The sequence below is a fragment of the Paenibacillus guangzhouensis genome (genome assembly GCF_009363075.1).
Classification (GTDB): Bacteria; Bacillota; Bacilli; order Paenibacillales; family Paenibacillaceae; genus Paenibacillus_K; species Paenibacillus_K guangzhouensis.
Genome location: NZ_CP045293.1, coordinates 5,559,458 through 5,575,029, shown reverse-complemented (window position 1 = coordinate 5,575,029; position 15,572 = coordinate 5,559,458). Strand labels below are relative to the sequence as shown.

Annotated in this window: 13 protein-coding genes; 9 read left to right on the top strand and 4 right to left on the bottom strand. The window is 50.9% G+C overall.

The window, feature by feature from the left end; translation table 11 throughout:
* Positions 1-147: 147 nt before the first annotated feature.
* Both GCU39_RS32415 and GCU39_RS25130 read left to right on the top strand, forming a co-directional pair.
* A complete protein-coding gene (locus tag GCU39_RS32415) occupies positions 148-1,305 on the top strand; it encodes a winged helix-turn-helix domain-containing protein (RefSeq protein WP_152395967.1) in 1,158 nt (385 codons plus the stop codon).
* Positions 1,306-1,445: 140 nt separating this feature from the next.
* Complete coding sequence (locus tag GCU39_RS25130; protein ID WP_265333417.1) at positions 1,446-2,687, top strand: MFS transporter; 1,242 nt, start codon at positions 1,446-1,448, stop codon at positions 2,685-2,687.
* Between the two features lie 71 nt (positions 2,688-2,758).
* Here the strand turns inward: GCU39_RS25130 and GCU39_RS25125 are convergent, their stop codons facing one another.
* On the bottom strand, positions 2,759-6,829 hold the full coding sequence (locus GCU39_RS25125) for a fibronectin type III domain-containing protein (protein WP_152395965.1): 4,071 nt from the start codon (positions 6,827-6,829) through the stop codon (positions 2,759-2,761).
* A gap of 337 nt (positions 6,830-7,166) precedes the next feature.
* Between GCU39_RS25125 and GCU39_RS25120 the strand changes: the two genes are divergently transcribed.
* A complete protein-coding gene (locus GCU39_RS25120) occupies positions 7,167-7,673 on the top strand; it encodes an RNA polymerase sigma factor SigV (RefSeq protein ID WP_152395964.1) in 507 nt (168 codons plus the stop codon).
* Positions 7,674-7,678: 5 nt separating this feature from the next.
* A complete protein-coding gene (locus tag GCU39_RS25115; RefSeq protein ID WP_152395963.1) occupies positions 7,679-8,557 on the top strand; it encodes an anti-sigma-V factor RsiV in 879 nt (292 codons plus the stop codon).
* A gap of 145 nt (positions 8,558-8,702) precedes the next feature.
* On the opposite strand, the gene GCU39_RS25110 is transcribed toward GCU39_RS25115, so the two are convergent.
* Positions 8,703-9,149 carry a hypothetical protein gene (locus GCU39_RS25110; RefSeq protein WP_227793328.1) on the bottom strand — a complete coding sequence of 149 codons (447 nt, stop codon included), beginning with the start codon at positions 9,147-9,149 and terminating at the stop codon, positions 8,703-8,705.
* 208 nt (positions 9,150-9,357) lie between these two features.
* Between GCU39_RS25110 and GCU39_RS25105 the strand changes: the two genes are divergently transcribed.
* Positions 9,358-10,803 (top strand): DEAD/DEAH box helicase, encoded by a 1,446-nt coding sequence (locus tag GCU39_RS25105; protein ID WP_152395961.1) that lies wholly within the window; start codon positions 9,358-9,360, stop codon positions 10,801-10,803.
* 85 nt (positions 10,804-10,888) lie between these two features.
* On the opposite strand, the gene GCU39_RS25100 is transcribed toward GCU39_RS25105, so the two are convergent.
* Positions 10,889-11,269 (bottom strand): winged helix-turn-helix transcriptional regulator, encoded by a 381-nt coding sequence (locus tag GCU39_RS25100; protein ID WP_152395960.1) that lies wholly within the window; start codon positions 11,267-11,269, stop codon positions 10,889-10,891.
* A gap of 142 nt (positions 11,270-11,411) precedes the next feature.
* Here GCU39_RS25100 and GCU39_RS25095 point away from each other — a divergent pair, with 142 nt between their 5' ends.
* The 4 genes from GCU39_RS25095 to GCU39_RS25080 all read left to right on the top strand — a co-directional run bounded on the left by GCU39_RS25095 (position 11,412) and on the right by GCU39_RS25080 (position 15,209).
* The gene (locus GCU39_RS25095) at positions 11,412-12,641 is read left to right on the top strand and encodes an MFS transporter (protein WP_152395959.1); all 1,230 of its coding nucleotides are present in this window, start codon (positions 11,412-11,414) and stop codon (positions 12,639-12,641) included.
* A gap of 49 nt (positions 12,642-12,690) precedes the next feature.
* A complete protein-coding gene (locus GCU39_RS25090) occupies positions 12,691-13,533 on the top strand; it encodes an aldo/keto reductase (RefSeq protein ID WP_152395958.1) in 843 nt (280 codons plus the stop codon).
* Between the two features lie 195 nt (positions 13,534-13,728).
* Positions 13,729-14,628, top strand: coding sequence for a phosphotransferase (locus tag GCU39_RS25085; protein WP_193726619.1), 900 nt, complete (start codon positions 13,729-13,731; stop codon positions 14,626-14,628).
* A gap of 101 nt (positions 14,629-14,729) precedes the next feature.
* Positions 14,730-15,209, top strand: coding sequence for a YbaK/EbsC family protein (locus GCU39_RS25080; protein WP_152395956.1), 480 nt, complete (start codon positions 14,730-14,732; stop codon positions 15,207-15,209).
* A gap of 46 nt (positions 15,210-15,255) precedes the next feature.
* Here the strand turns inward: GCU39_RS25080 and GCU39_RS25075 are convergent, their stop codons facing one another.
* Positions 15,256-15,537: an alpha/beta-type small acid-soluble spore protein gene (locus tag GCU39_RS25075; protein WP_152395955.1), complete on the bottom strand. Its 282-nt coding sequence runs from the start codon at positions 15,535-15,537 to the stop codon at positions 15,256-15,258.
* Positions 15,538-15,572 lie beyond the last annotated feature (35 nt).

Below are 15,572 nucleotides of genomic sequence, written 5' to 3'. Positions count from 1 at the left end.
CCACCCCTAAATCGGAATGGCATTGATAGATGGCGAGGGGATTATGCTAAAATTCAGGGGATTGCAATGTAATTATTTTATAAAATTTTAAGGGTTGGTTGGTATACTAGACCTATGAAGTTTGTACACGGGAAAGAAGGTTTCTGCATGCAACTGGAACTACGCCCACATGAATATATAGCGGCTGCCGATGGCCTCACCGTCACCCTGCTGCCCAAAGAATTCGCGCTGCTGCAATTCCTCTATCGTAACAAAGGCCTTACATTCAGCAGGGAGCAGCTGCTAGATCAAGTATGGCCGCTGGAATACCCTAGCGAACGGACGGTCGATGACCATGTTTACCGTCTTCGCAAGAAGCTTCGACCGTTTGCCGATGTGGAGATCGCATCGGTTCGAGGTATTGGTTATCGCCTTACAGTACGGCAGCGTTCGGGCGCCGGGGCAGTGAATCCGACCACTCACGATGCAGAGCTGCATAAGACGATGCGGGACGTATTCGGGAAGTATCATACGTACGGCCAAGGCCATTCAATGCTGACCCTTGCTCGCCAACAGGATGTGCTCGGGTATGAGCTGGATCCGTTCTATTCCGTCTATATCCATTTTGTCCAAGGGGACCTGTCATGGCTGATAAATACGAACGAAGCGCCGCTCAGCGAACGCTTCTATTATCTGCTGTTGTTCTATTCCTTCACCGGAGATCCTAAGCTGCGGCTTGCCGTATGTGAAGAGGTCTTGGAGAAGGGGCTCCTAGCGCCTGCCCCGCACCGTGAGATGGAGATTCTCAACATTCTTGAATTATTCACGCTGGCGGGAGAGGTTGACAGGGCATTGGAGCGCATAAATGTCAGCCACGCCGTCATCGCCGAGCTTGGCTATGCCAATTTCGTACCACAAACAGCCATTACAGAGATGTTCGTCCACTTGATCGCTGGAACAGAAGACGGTGAGCTGACCAAGATGGCGGAAGTGATCGAAGGGGAGATCTTAACGGCGAAGCCTTTTCTGCGGGAAATCGGCAGTTATCGTGTCGTGAAGGGGCTCTGGATGCTGCGGTGTCAGGCATGGCGCGAAGCGGAAATGCTCATCGATGAGGGACTCGAGGTGCTGGAGAGGTCAGGATTTGTGCCGATGCGGTTATATGCTCTGAATCGGATCCGGTTCATCTGCAGCAGTATTCCAACTAGACCGTCCTTGCAGCAGAAATATGCGGATTTATACGAAGAAGCACAGGAGCGGATCGGACTCCACGCTCTGCTCGCACCGTTAGAAACGTTGATTCTTGGCGAAATTAAGCGTCCCTGACTTTCCTCTGATCATCCTCTGACATTTCTCCGTTACAGTAGGGTCAACCTTGATAGATCTTAGCTGTAATTGATACGGAGGAATGACCTATGAACATTTCACAACAGGCAGGGACCAGCCTGCTTCGCAACACCATCTTCATGCGCGTCTATTGCGCCTTTGCTGCGGCCACCTTCGGCGACTGGTTCGACATGTTGGCCATTCAGGTACTCGTCGGATATCGCTGGCACGCTGACCCGCTGATGCTGGCGCTGATTCCGGTTGCAAATGCACTGCCGAGCATCCTGCTCGGCTCCGTTGCAGGCGTCGCTGCCGATCGACTGAATAAGCTGCGATTAATGCGAGTTTGTGATCTGCTAACAGCGGTCCTCACGCTACTGATCCTACTCACCCCCAACATGGCGTGGCTGCTTCCGATCCTGATGCTGCGCGCGGCGATTTCGACGCTGAATGTGCCTGCTCAGCAGGCGCTCACACGCAGTATCGTCAGAGAGGATCAGCTGCTGCAGGCGACCTCGCTAAACGGCATCGTGAACCAAGGCTCCAAAATCGCCGGACCTCTACTCGGCGGGTTCGTACTATCTCTGTTATCACCGCAATGGTGTATTGTCATTTGCGCGGTCTTCAGGCTTGGTTCCTACCTACTGCTGCTTACCGTGAAGGCGGGAGAGAGCAGCGCAGACAAGACATCGTCGGGTGACACGTCCTCTGCGGTAGATCAACCCGCACCACCGCTGCGCACACTGTGGAAGGAAGGCTGGAGCTTCATCCTGGGCAGCCGACTGCTGTTCATCACGATGCTGTTCGGTTTGACCGGGGCCCTCGCCATTCAGATGGTAGACTTTCAATTCACCAGCCTCTTCCGAACCGTTGCTCCAGAGCAGGAATCGCTGCTGGGTTGGATGGTAGCGGCAGCCGGTGCAGGAGCCATCCTCAGCATTGTCGCGATGAACCGACTCAAATCAACGACCAAGTATGGCTGGAAGTTCGGCAGTGGCTATACCCTTATTGGCCTGTCGGTTGGCGGACTTGGACTGCTCCCTGTCGGGGTATCGATCCTGCCCGTGCTGCTGCTCGGACTCCTCATGGGCATCGGCAATGGGATCTTCATCGTCACCTTCAACTATTGCCTGCAGAAAGAGACGCCCCCGTTCATGATCGGCCGCGTTTTCGGCATTCAGAATACGGTGCTCGGTGTGGTGATGATTGGAGCGCCGCTGCTTGGAGGACTGCTGGTGCAGCTGATCGGGCCGGCACGTACATTCATCTACTTCGGCATCGTCATCGCAATCATCGGTCTGGTGGGCATTGTATTTGGCAAAATACTATGGCGGCCGACGCCATCCGCCTCTGTTCCGGTTCGCAGTGTTACTGCCGAATGACATTCTCTACGGAGGAAAAATCCCTCAAGTCGCATCTCTGCGCTTGAGGGATTTTTCCATGGTTTACGATATTATATTAGGTCGGAATTTTTCAGTAATTTCTGAACCATCGCCGCAACCTCAGCTCGGGTGACATCGGCTTTTGGATCCAATTCTGTACGATTTCTGCCGGATACGATACCGAATTGCAAGCAATCCGCGACACCTTTCTTCGCCCAGCTGGGTATAAGCTCAGCATCCGCGAACGAAGCCAATGACTGTCCATTCGCTTGCGCAGACATCGCCTTAAGCCCCGTCACGTCCATTGCTCTGGCTAAGATAGCCATCGCTTGCTCGCGGGTGATCTTATCGTTCGGACGGAACTCGCGCTGATCGAAGCCCGTAATCAATTGAAGCTTCCATGCCGTGCCTACAGCCCCAGCGAACCATTCTTTTGCTTCGACATCAGAGAACTCGCCCGCTTCCGCCTTTGGCTCTAACCCGAGGCCGCGAACGACAATCGCTGCGAATTCCGCTCGTGTAATGGCTTCGTCCGGATGGTATGCGCCCTGGCCGTCGCCTTGCACGACAAGGCGCGATCCCATGTCATTGACGGCATCTTTCGCCCAATGCTGCGTGACATCCGCGAACGTCAGCGGATTCCAAATCACAGCGTATTGGCTATTCGTCAAGCTGTTGATCTCGGCATAATGCTGACCATCTTTCTGCATGACCTTCGTAGGCACATGCCGCAGTGATCCATCGGCATTCACGACGACACCTGTCGTAATCTTATTCGGATCAACCCCGGCCGGAATCGCAAGCATTCGCTCAACATAGCCGCTAAATAATTCGACCTCCACGGTCTTATCTAGATACTGGGCTCTCACCGTATGAGCAACCGGCGGCACGACCATCGTCATCTTCTCTTGAAGAATTGCCGGTACCTGCTGCTGCGACTTAGCTACTTCAACCTGAATCGTAATATCCTTCAGTGCCGCCGACTTGCTGAATTGGGCTAAGATCGCTTGAAGATCAACCCGCTGCGTTGGAAGTGTGTACGTGGCTTGCTCGGTTCTAATCTGGAGCACTGCTTGCTTCGCAGCCATGTTCTGGAGCATCTGACCATCCAGCTCTCCGATCATGACATCCGAGCCCTTGGCTGCCGAGATGGTGACCACAGCCCCTTGACCTTCCTTCGCAAGTTTCTCTTCTAGCTTGTTCGGGTCAATCGTAATCGTCGAGACCTGCTGCGACCGGTTCTTCGTTACCTTCAGCTTGCCAGCGCTAACGGATTTCCCATTCACGAACATAATCGCATCCGGTTCCGATGGCAATGCCGGCGTCGTAACTGGTCCGCTTCCTCCACTATGACTCGTCTCTGAACCCCTTGGTGTTACGACGTTCGACGGTTCCGATGGAAGGCTGCTGCCCACCTCGTTCGTCGCGATCACCATAAACGTATACGTCGTTCCATTCGTTAAGCCGATGACCTTGATCGGACTGCCTGTGCCCGTCGCAGTGCGGCCTCCCGGCGATGCAACCACGGTATAGCTTGTAATCGGGCTGCCGCCATCGCTTACCGGAGCGGCAAATGCGATCGTCGCTTCCCCATCGCCTGCAACAGCGGTTACCTTCGTCGGTGCCCCCGGAATGGATCGCTGTTCCAGCGGCACGACCTCATTGGATGGAGCCGACGCTTTCGAGACCCCGAGGTCATTGATTGCTGCGACGGTAAACGTGTAAGCCGTGCCGTACGTCAATCCCGTCACCGTGATCGGGCTCGCCGTTCCTGTTACCGTCATACCTCCCGGATTCGAGGTCACAGTGTAGCCTGTAATCGGACTGCCGCCATCTCGCGTTGGGGCATTGAACTTCACGGTCGCTTGCGACTCGCCCATCACAACCTCTGCCGTGACGTCCGTCGGCGCGCCAGGCGCGGTCGGCACCGTCAATTCTGTAGGCGTTACGGCATTCGATGCCGCTGAAGCCGCGGAGCTCCCCGCGCTGTTCGTTGCAACCACGGTGAACGTATACGCCGTACCATACGTTAGGCCCGTAACCGAGATCGGGCTGCCTGAGCCAGTTACCTTAATATCGCCCGGACTTGAGGTAACTGTATAACTCGTAACATCGCTGCCGCCATCATTCGTTGGGGCGCTGAACGTCACCGTCGCTTGGGATTCCCCAGCCGCGACCTCAGCCTTGATATCCGTTGGCGCGCTAGGCGGTACGATTTCGGATACCATGCGTTGAATCCGATGGTTCCCAAATTCGGCTACGTAGAGATACCCCTCGCGATCTACCGCCACGCCTAGCGGACTGTTGAATTCGCCTAGCCCGGCACCTGGTCTACCGCCAGCTATGCCCCACTCGCTCCACACGCCCGTTGCTGTATTCAGCTTCTGAATACGATGGTTCCCCGAATCGGCGACATAGAGGTTCCCTTTGCTGTCAATCGCAATATCGTAAGGATCGTTGAACTCGCCCAAGCCGCTACCCGCTTGTCCGCTTACTCCCCACTCCTTCCATAGCGCTGCATCCCCTTGAGACTCATCCCGCTTCAGAATACGGTGATTCAGGCTGTCCACGACATAGATATTGCCAGCGTCATCAACTTCTACGCCTCCTGGCTCATTGAACCCGCCAAGCTCGCAGCCGTCTTCATGACCTGGAAGATTGGCTTCTTCCGGTTTGCATTCCTTTTTACCGCCTAGCTTATCCCATTTCTCGGATACGGCATTCCATTTCAAGACTTTTTCATAAGGGTCTGCTACATAGACATCCCCTTTCTTGCTAACAGCAACACCGCTAGGATAGCTAAGCCCAGCTGTTGTGCCAAAGACACTCCATTCGCCAGCTGGTGTCATCTTCTGAATCCGTTGATTGTACTTATCCGCCACGTAGAGATTGCCGCTGCCATCGATCGCGATGTCAGTCGGACCATCCAATTGACCAATCGCTGACCCCATACCATTGCCGATCTTCTCCCATTGCTTGGTGGATGCATTCAGCTTCTGGATCCGATTGTTATAGAAATCAGCGACAAACATATTCCCGCTCGGATCCACTTCTACACCGCTTGGATTGTAAAACTCTCCGAGACCTGTCCCAGGAACAGGACCTTGATATCCCCATTCGCTCCACTGTTCAGTACTGACCGTGAGTTTCTGAATGCGATGATTCGACGTGTCCGCAACGTATACATTCCCGCTGCTGTCTAGCGCCACGCCGTTCGGGTTTTTTAGCTGTCCAGGCGCATTCCCTAACCCATTGCTAACGACGCTCCATACGCCTTCATCGCCCGATGATCGATCCAGCTTCTGAATGCGATGGTTGTCGCGATCCGCGACGTATACATTGCCGCTGCGATCGACCGCCACATCGTTAGGGAACTTGAACCTCCCTAGATCATCGCTCCCCTTCCACTCATGCCATACGCCTTCTCCACCCGCCGATACGTCGAGCTTCTGGATCCGGTGATTATTCCGATCCACGACATATAGGCTACCAGTGCCATCTACCGCAATGCGCGCAGGGCTGTTGAACTCGCCTAATCCGCTGCCAGATCCTCCGTTCGCTCGATTCCATGCTGTCCACTGTCCATTAGAATCCAGCTTCTGAATGCGATGGTTTCCTGAGTCAGCGACATACATATTCCCACTCTTATCCACCGCCACGCCTTTCGGTTCCATGAACATGCCTAGACCTGTCCCTTTGCCGAGTCCAATCTCGCTCCATTGTTGCGTCTTCTCATCAAGCTTCTGAATACGATCATTGGAGCTGTCAGCCACATATAAGTTATCCTCTTCGTCTATGGCCAGGCCTTGCGGACCTTGGAACTCGCCTAATTTCTCCCCATATCTTCCGTCTGTTGTCCCCCACATGCTCCATTCGCCCGTTGCGATCGTAAGCTTCTGAATACGATTATTACCTGAATCGGCTACGTATACGTTCCCTTTGCTATCCACCACAACACTTCTTGGATTTGAAAATGAGCCGAGATACATATTTTCTTTTTTACCGATTTTTGCGTATTGCACCCAATGTTCAGCTGCTCCCGCTTGCACCGGAATTGGCGCAATTCCGAGCGCTGCGATCATAACGGCCATTGCACCGATCCACAGCTTCCTCACCCATTGCTGTACTTGTCTGTCTATCATGTCGAATATCCTCCTCCTCTGACGTTTCAATCACCTGTCGCTCTCCCGCATTCTACCAAAAGCCTCTCTCAAAATTCTCGCAAAACAACCTCGCGAAAACCCTATTCCGACATATCAAAAAGGCCTATCCCGCTTCCACAAATGGAATAGACCTGTGGTTGTACTACCAACTTGACTCAAACTTTTTCGGAACAATTGCCGTCTTGCCTATACAAAACACACGAAGGACACAAGCGAGGGAGGTTTTGCAGATGTCTTTCCTGATTTAAAACTTTTTGATGCCATTCCCACGTCATAGCTACAACAAGCAATTACGTAAAGTTGGAGGCACGAAATCATGCTTAGTCACAAAAAATTCGAGAACTCACTTATCCAATGCATCACGGAGCACAAAGAGAACATTTATCGGCTTGCTTATAGCTATGTACGTAACAAAGAAGACGCATTGGATATTGTACAGGATTCCATACACAAGGCATTCGCATCAGCAGGGTCACTGAAGAACCCCGACGCGATAAAAAGCTGGTTCTACCGCATCGTGGTGAATACCGCCTTAGACTTTCTTAGGAAGCAGAAGCGAATTCAGGTTGTCGACGAAGAGACACTTGAAGCTTATAGCCAAGGAACATCCGATTCGTACCACAATATTGACCTTGAACGAGCCTTAGAGGAATTACCTGTGAAGTACCGAAGCGTCGTGATGCTGCGATATTTTGAAGACCTGAAGATTGAAGAAGTCTCTGAAGTGTTGAACGAGAACATCAATACCGTCAAAACAAGATTGTATCAAGCACTCCGTGTCCTACGTGTGAAATTAAAAGATGAATCCGCTATGGAGGTATAATAACCATGGATAACAATATCGAACAATTGAAACAGAATTACACGCAAATCCCGATTCCGGAAGAACTCGACTTCGTTGTGAACAAAGCCATTCGCCAGAGCCGTATGAAACGAACGAACCTGCGATGGATGATCGGTACGGCGGCAGCTGTTATCGTATTCGTATCCAGTGTGAACAGTAGTCCTGCCATTGCCAATGCGTTCGCGAATATTCCCGTGCTGGACAAAATCGTGAAGGTCGTTACCTTCCGCGAGTTCAAGGTGGATGAAGATACGTTCAATGCCAACTTGAAGGTGCCGGCGGTTACGAATCTGGAGAACAAAACCCTCGAAGAGATGTTGAACACGAAATATATGGAGGAAAACAAGAAATTGTATGCCGAGTTCCAGCAAGAGATGGATGAAATGAAAAAACAAGGTGGCGGCCACCTTGGCGTAGATACGGGGTATGAAGTAAAAACAGATAACGACCAAATCCTCTCGATCGGCCGTTATTATGTTAACACCGTCGGCTCGTCTTCAACAACGATGAAGTATGATACGATCGATAAGAAGAACCAAGTATTAATCAGCCTTCCAAGCTTGTTCAAGGACGATTCTTACATCGCGCATATTAGCGAGAATATTAAGCAGCAAATGCTCGAGCAGATGAAAGCTGATCCGGAGAAGACCTATTGGGTGAAGAAGGACGCGAATGATACAGAGTCCATGGACATCTTCGAGACGATCAAGAAGGATCAGAGCTTCTACATCAATAACGAAGGCAAACTCGTCATCTCCTTCGATAAGTATGAGGTAGCTCCGGGAGCCGAAGGCATTGTAGAATTTGTAATTCCTACCGAGAAAATCGCATCTGATCTCGTGAGTCGTGAATATATTAAGTAGTGATGCTATCCTTTTATGGAGCAGTTATGGCAGATCCCCTCTGTCATAGCTGTTCTTTGTATGTTATAGAACAGAAAAAGCACCTGGCCTGTCCACTTGTTAACGATTGGATAGGCCAGATGCGATTGAGCTAACGAAAGATCATTTATTCTGCAGCTTGCGTCGATTCCTTCGGAGCGGCTTGATTCGCGATTCTCCGTGGCAGCTGCCATGCCGATACAACGGCAAGCGCAATGAATACGAAATCCATGGCACTGAACAGACTTGAGAAATTCTCTTGGAATACCGTCATCACTTCGCTCTCGAAGATCCCCGATACTCCTTCGCTGTAGATATAACCGAACGAGAAATATTTACCGAGCAAAATACCGATAAGGCTTGCCAAGACGGCAATGACTTGATGTGCCGCAGAGACTTGCTTCTTAGCAAGGTTGGCAACGACATATCCCGCCAGAGCGCCAATGGCCCAGGCCACGATCCCCAATTCATAATTTGTCATAGCGACAATGGCTGCCCACACGACACCGCCAACAACGGCTGCCAGCAATGCGCCTAGAATAGGCATTGCGATTTTGTTACTTTCCAACGTCATCTTCCCCCAACAAAGTAATTTATTACCACGTTGCATTGTACAACAATTTCTCTAATATGGCAATCCTTCCCTCCTTAACCACCTACTATCAAAACAAGTCTTACACCAATAGGTGTAAAGACATCGTATAATAGAGGGTATACGACAGATACACGGTGGAACTCTGTAGGTATAAGATATTCGAAATATAGCATAGAAGAGGTTACTGATGACTGAGAAACGATTTACAGCGTATCCGTTAAGTGAAGAGATTGTAAGGGCACTGAGCAGCTTGGGCTTTGACACGCCAACAGAGGTGCAATCGGAAGTCATTCCTGTTGCGCTTCAGAAGAAGGATCTTGTGGTCAAATCGCAGACTGGGAGTGGCAAGACAGCTGCTTATGGCATTCCGCTCTGCGAGCTCGTAGATTGGAACGAGAATAAGCCGCAGGCATTGATCCTAACGCCAACCCGCGAACTTGCGTTACAGGTCAATGAAGATATCACGAACATTGGGCGCTTTAAGCGGATTAAGGCAACGCCTCTTTTTGGGAGGCACCCTTTCCATATACAAAAGGCCGAATTAAAGCAACGGACGCATATCGTCGTAGGTACGCCGGGACGTGTGCTGGACCATATTGAACGCGGCACACTGTCGCTAAGTCGGATGGCTTACCTCGTTATTGACGAAGCGGACGAGATGCTGAATATGGGCTTTATTGATCAGGTGCAGTCGATCATTCAAGCGCTGCCACGCGACCGAGTTACGATGTTATTCTCCGCTACGTTCCCTGAGGATGTAGCCAAGCTGTCACACCAATATATGGACAATCCTACCGAAATTGAGATCCAAGCGAGCGGGTTGACGACGGCCACCATTGAGCACGCGATGATTCAGGTATCGGAGGCGGACAAGCTAGCACTGCTTCAGGATCTCCTTATAGTCGAGCGTCCTGACAGCTGTATCGTATTCTGCCGTACGCAAGAGCACGTGGACCAATTATTCAGGGAAATGGCTGATCACGGTTATTCATGCGATCGGATCCATGGCGGGATGGAGCAGGACGAGCGATTCGAGGTGATGCATGCGTTCCGAAGGGGACAATTCCGTTACTTGATTGCAACCGATGTAGCAGCCAGGGGGATCGATATCACGGATATTACCCATGTCATTAACTACGATATTCCTCTAGAGAAGGAGAGCTATGTTCATCGCACCGGGCGTACGGGACGTGCAGGCAAGGCGGGTAAAGCCATTACCTTCATCACGCCGAGGGATAGCAGACGATTAGCCGATATTGAAGCATATATTGGATTTACGATTCCGAAAGTGAAAGCCCCCTCCGAAGAAGAGGTTGAGCGCTATAGGGCAGAATTCGAGAAGAAGCTCCATATTGGACCTGAATTGAAAAAAGATAAACGCGAGCAATTAAATAAGCAGATTATGAAGCTTAACTTCAATGGGGGTAAGAAAAAGAAGCTGCGAGCCGTAGATTTTGTCGGTACAATCGCTAAACTTGACGGCGTAACCGCAGATGATATTGGAATCATTACCATCCTCGATTTCGTGACGGATGTCGAGATTCTAAATGGCAAAGGACCCCTTGTGCTTGAACTGATGAAAGATACGACAGTCAAAGGTAAGCTGTTAAAGGTACGCAAAGGGAAGAAGTAAACGTTGAGATGTAAAAATGCCATCCCTACGATTGGGGTGGCATTTTTTATAGCATCCCAGGTATAATCGGTGCCTGGCATAGGCCTCACTTATGATTCAGGATGTTGTCCTCTAACACGGCGAACTTGTCACCATACTCCTTAATGATATGATTCTCCCCCCACGTGCATAAGGAATCCAGGATGCTCTTCAAGCTCCAGCCATATTCACTCAGCTCATATTCCACCTTCGGCGGCACCTGGTTGTAGATGATCCGATTCAAGATGCCATCTTCTTCGAGTTCACGCAATTGCTGCGTTAACATCTTCTGCGTAATGGCAGGCATCAGTCGCTTGAGATCGCTTGTCCGCTTCTTCCCATGCGTTAAGTGGCATAAGATGACGCACTTCCACTTGCCGCCGATCACTTCTAATGTCGCCTCGACAGAAATATTATATTTTTTCTTCCCTACAACTTCTTCTGCCATTGCCTTCATCCCCCTGATCTATTTTACAGGTACTTTTTAGTACCTATAGCACAAAAAAGTACCTACTATTCATTTGGACATCTACCATTCATAATAACGTTACCGGCCGGAAACCACAAGAAAAGATACAGGGGAGAGAACCATGACGATAGAGAATCGAAGAAGCATGTTGGCGCTCCTTGCACTTGCCATCAGCGCCTTTTCCATCGGAACAACCGAATTTATCAGCGTAGGGCTGCTGCCTCTGATCGCTGAAGATTTTCATATATCTGTTACCACCGCGGGATTAACCGTTACGTTATACGCATTAGGCGTTACCTTCGGAGCTCCAATCCTAACGTCCCTGACCTCGACAATATCTCGGAAAACATTACTTCTATGGATTATGGTCATCTTTATCGCGGGGAATATGCTCGCCGCATCGGCGGGTGGAATTACCGTACTGCTCATTGCGCGTATCATTTCCGCGTTATCGCACGGGATTTTCATGTCCATCGGGTCCACGATTGCAGCAGATCTCGTGCCGGAACATCGCCGGGCGAGTGCGATCTCGATCATGTTCTCCGGACTCACCATCGCTACGGTGACGGGGGTGCCACTCGGTACGTTTATTGGGCAGCAAATGGGATGGCGGGCAGCATTCGTTGCCATTGTCGCCGTCGGTGTCGTCGCGTTCATTGCGAACTTGACGCTCGTTACCTCGAATTTGCGTAAAGGCGCCAAAGTTCGTCTTAACGACCAGATCAAACTCGTCACGAATGGTCGCTTGCTTCTCGTCTTTGCCATTACTGCGTTAGGTTATGGGGGCACATTCGTCGTCTTTACTTATTTATCTCCGCTGCTCCATGATATAACCGGATTTCAGGAGCAGACGATCGCGATCATTCTGCTCGTCTATGGCGTCGCCATCGCGATTGGCAATATGATCGGCGGCAAAGCGGCTAACCGGAAGCCCGTCACAGCATTATTCTATATGTTCGCCATTCAAGCCCTAATTCTATTCCTGCTCACGTTCACGGCACCGTTCAAATGGGTCGGACTCGTCACCATCTTCTTCATGGGGATGTTCGCATTCATGAATGTGCCGGGACTCCAAGTGTACGTCGTTATGCTGGCTGAGCGGCTAGCCCCTGAGGCCAAGGATGTCGCTTCCGCGGTCAATATTGCCGCATTTAATGCAGGTATCGCCATTGGCGCATATCTCGGCGGCGTCGTGACCGACAGTATGGGATTGATTCATACGACATGGATCGGCGGTTTGATGGTGCTCGGGGCCGTTCTGTTAACAGCTTGGGCCAAAATGCTGGAGAACCGAGACCAGAGGATCTCACACCGTGGAACAAGCACGAATGGACATGCTAAGGCATGCTGATGCTGCCGGAATATCATATCTATATAACAACTTAGGAGGTTTACAACACATGATGAACCATATCCAAGACACAGTAACATTACACAATGGCGTGAAGATGCCCGGGCTAGGACTGGGGGTATTTAAGGTTGAAGAAGGAGACACGTTGGTACAGGCCGTCAAATCAGCTATTGCCCACGGCTACCGCAGCATTGACACAGCAGCCATTTACGGAAATGAACGCAGCGTTGGCCAGGCGATTCGTGAAGCCCTCGAAGAGAACCAGCTTTCGCGGGAAGATCTATTTATCACCTCGAAAGTATGGAATGCAGATCTAGGCTACGAATCGACCTTGGCAGCTTATGAAGCCAGCTTAGACAAATTAGGCCTCGACTATCTCGATCTCTACCTGATCCATTGGCCTGTACAAGAGAAATACAACGAAGCTTGGCGAGCGCTGGAGACCCTATATCGCGAGGGCCGCGTCAAAGCGATCGGCGTGAGCAACTTCCAGGTTCATCACTTAGAAGATGTCATGTCTACGGCTCAGATCAAACCGATGGTGAACCAAGTAGAATTCCACCCCCGCTTGACACAAAAGGAATTGCTGCGTTACACGAAGGCACATGGCATTCAACTCGAAGCTTGGTCCCCGCTGATGCAAGGCGAGCTGCTCGACAACGAGACATTGCAGGAAATTGCAGTGAAATACGGCAAGTCCGTCGCACAAGTCATCTTGCGCTGGGATCTACAGCATGGCGTTATCACCATTCCAAAATCCGTTAAAGCGCACCGCATTGTTGAAAATGCAGCGTTGTTCGATTTCACATTGAGCGAAGACGATATGGCTCGGATCGATGGGCTAAATCAAGATCTGCGCGTCGGTCCGGATCCGGATAATTTTGATTTCTAATACGACAAAGGCCACCCCTGTGAAGGGGTGGCTTTTATTGTAATTAGGACACAGTATCAAGGCAAAAAAAGAGTCTCGAAAACAATCGAGACCCTATTCAACATCATAACAAATTGTGAAATATAAGTCTATATTTTGGGGGCTGTGTGTGCCACAATATGACCCATGAAGTACATTAGGAGAGGAAGTGAAGTTATGATTCCAGATCGCTTTATCGCATGTAGCGAGATGCTGCCATGGATCCACGAAGTGACCGAATGGATGCTGTTACGAAAGTGGTCATTATCCGAGGTGTATCGCGTCAGGCTGTCCTCAGGCGAATCACGCATTGTGAAATGGGGCGGCCGCGAGATGGCCGGAGAAGCCGAAATATATCGTCAGCTCGTCCATCCTCTGCAGATCAAAGCTCCGCAGATCTACGCTGTTGTTGAATGCCTTGAAGGCGGCGTCATGGTGATGGAGGATGCAGGGGGTTGCAATCTAGAGCAGCAGCCGGAACCGCAGCATTTCCTAGAATCGGCGAGAGAATTGGCGCGTCTCCGCCAGAGCGCAGCTGCACATTTAGAGGCCGTGCTGTCGAGAGAGACGAAGGAGCGGTATTTCGTACCACCCGATGCTTTCATTCGCCAGCTGGATGATCTGCTGCGATCTGACGCAATAAGGGGTAACCAAGTCCTGTACAACGTCAGAGCCCGGTTACCCCATGATTTAAGAACTTTATATCAGACCGTCCCGCTGTCCATTGTCCATCATGATTTTCATGCCAAGAATCTCGTCATCCAAGATACCGGCATCATGCCGATCGACTGGTCCATCGCTTACTTAAGCCCGCATCTCGGCGATTTGTACTGCTTGATAAAGGAGGCTCGAAATGGGACCGCGCTAACAGAAGAGGATATTATCGCTGCATTTCAAGATGTCGCCGACATTCCTATCCAGCAGTTGGAGTGGCAGGTCCGAATGGGCGGCATCTGCTGGCTCATTCGGACCTTGCATTGGCTCGTGCACGGCGGCATCGAGACCATTCCAGGATCCGAAGCATGGGTGCCGGATCTGCTGCAAGATCTGGAGTATTTGTATGACGCCCATATTTAGGTGAAGAACTGTGGCGTGGACAATGAATGGCTTCATCCGTATAGTAAATCTATATCGCTCTTGGATAAAAAGGGAGCTTGAATGAAGGAGGAAGTATTGTAATGGATCTTCTGCTTAACGAAAGTGTTCAACGGGTGCAAAATGCATTGATGGAACTTGGACATCCCAACGAGGTTATTCAGCTGCCGGACAGCGCACGAACAGCACAGGAAGCAGCCGATACCATCGGCTGTGAGGTTGCACAAATTGCGAAGTCAATCATTTTCCGTCTGAAGGGAGCCGATAAACCCGTGCTGGTCGTCGCGAGCGGCGCCAATCGCGTGAATGAGAAGCGCATTGGCGAGGTTGTGCAGGACAAGCTGGGCAAAGCGGATGCCGATTTTGTGCGGGAACGGACCGGGTTTGTCATCGGTGGGGTCGCACCGCTCGGGCATGTGGAACCTATCCTGACCTTTATCGATGAGGATTTGTTCCAATACACAACACTATGGGCTGCGGCAGGACACCCTAAAACCGTCTTCGAGCTTACGCCGGAACAGCTGGTTGCAATGACCCAAGGGCAAGTCTTAACGATAAAATAGAAAATGACAATCAGGGCCATCCTTCACAGGTGGCCCTTCTAATGAGCTAATTTTTGTCGCTATCCGCTAACTTCTGCTGCGCTAACCGGATCATCTCGCGAACCATAGACCCGCCAATTCGACCGCCAACCTTGCCAGCCGAGCCAGTGGTCAGATCACTATTGTCTCCTGGCACGAGCGGCACGCCGAGTTCCTTGGCGACCTCGTATTTCACATCGTCGGGCCGATCCAGATTTACGTTATACCCCTCGCTTCGCATCACTTCCGCCTTAAATTGCTGCATGCCGCGCTCAACGCCGGGTACAGCATATTTCCTTCTTCGAGACATGTGGAACCCCTCCTAGTCCTGTTTTCAGTAGCATG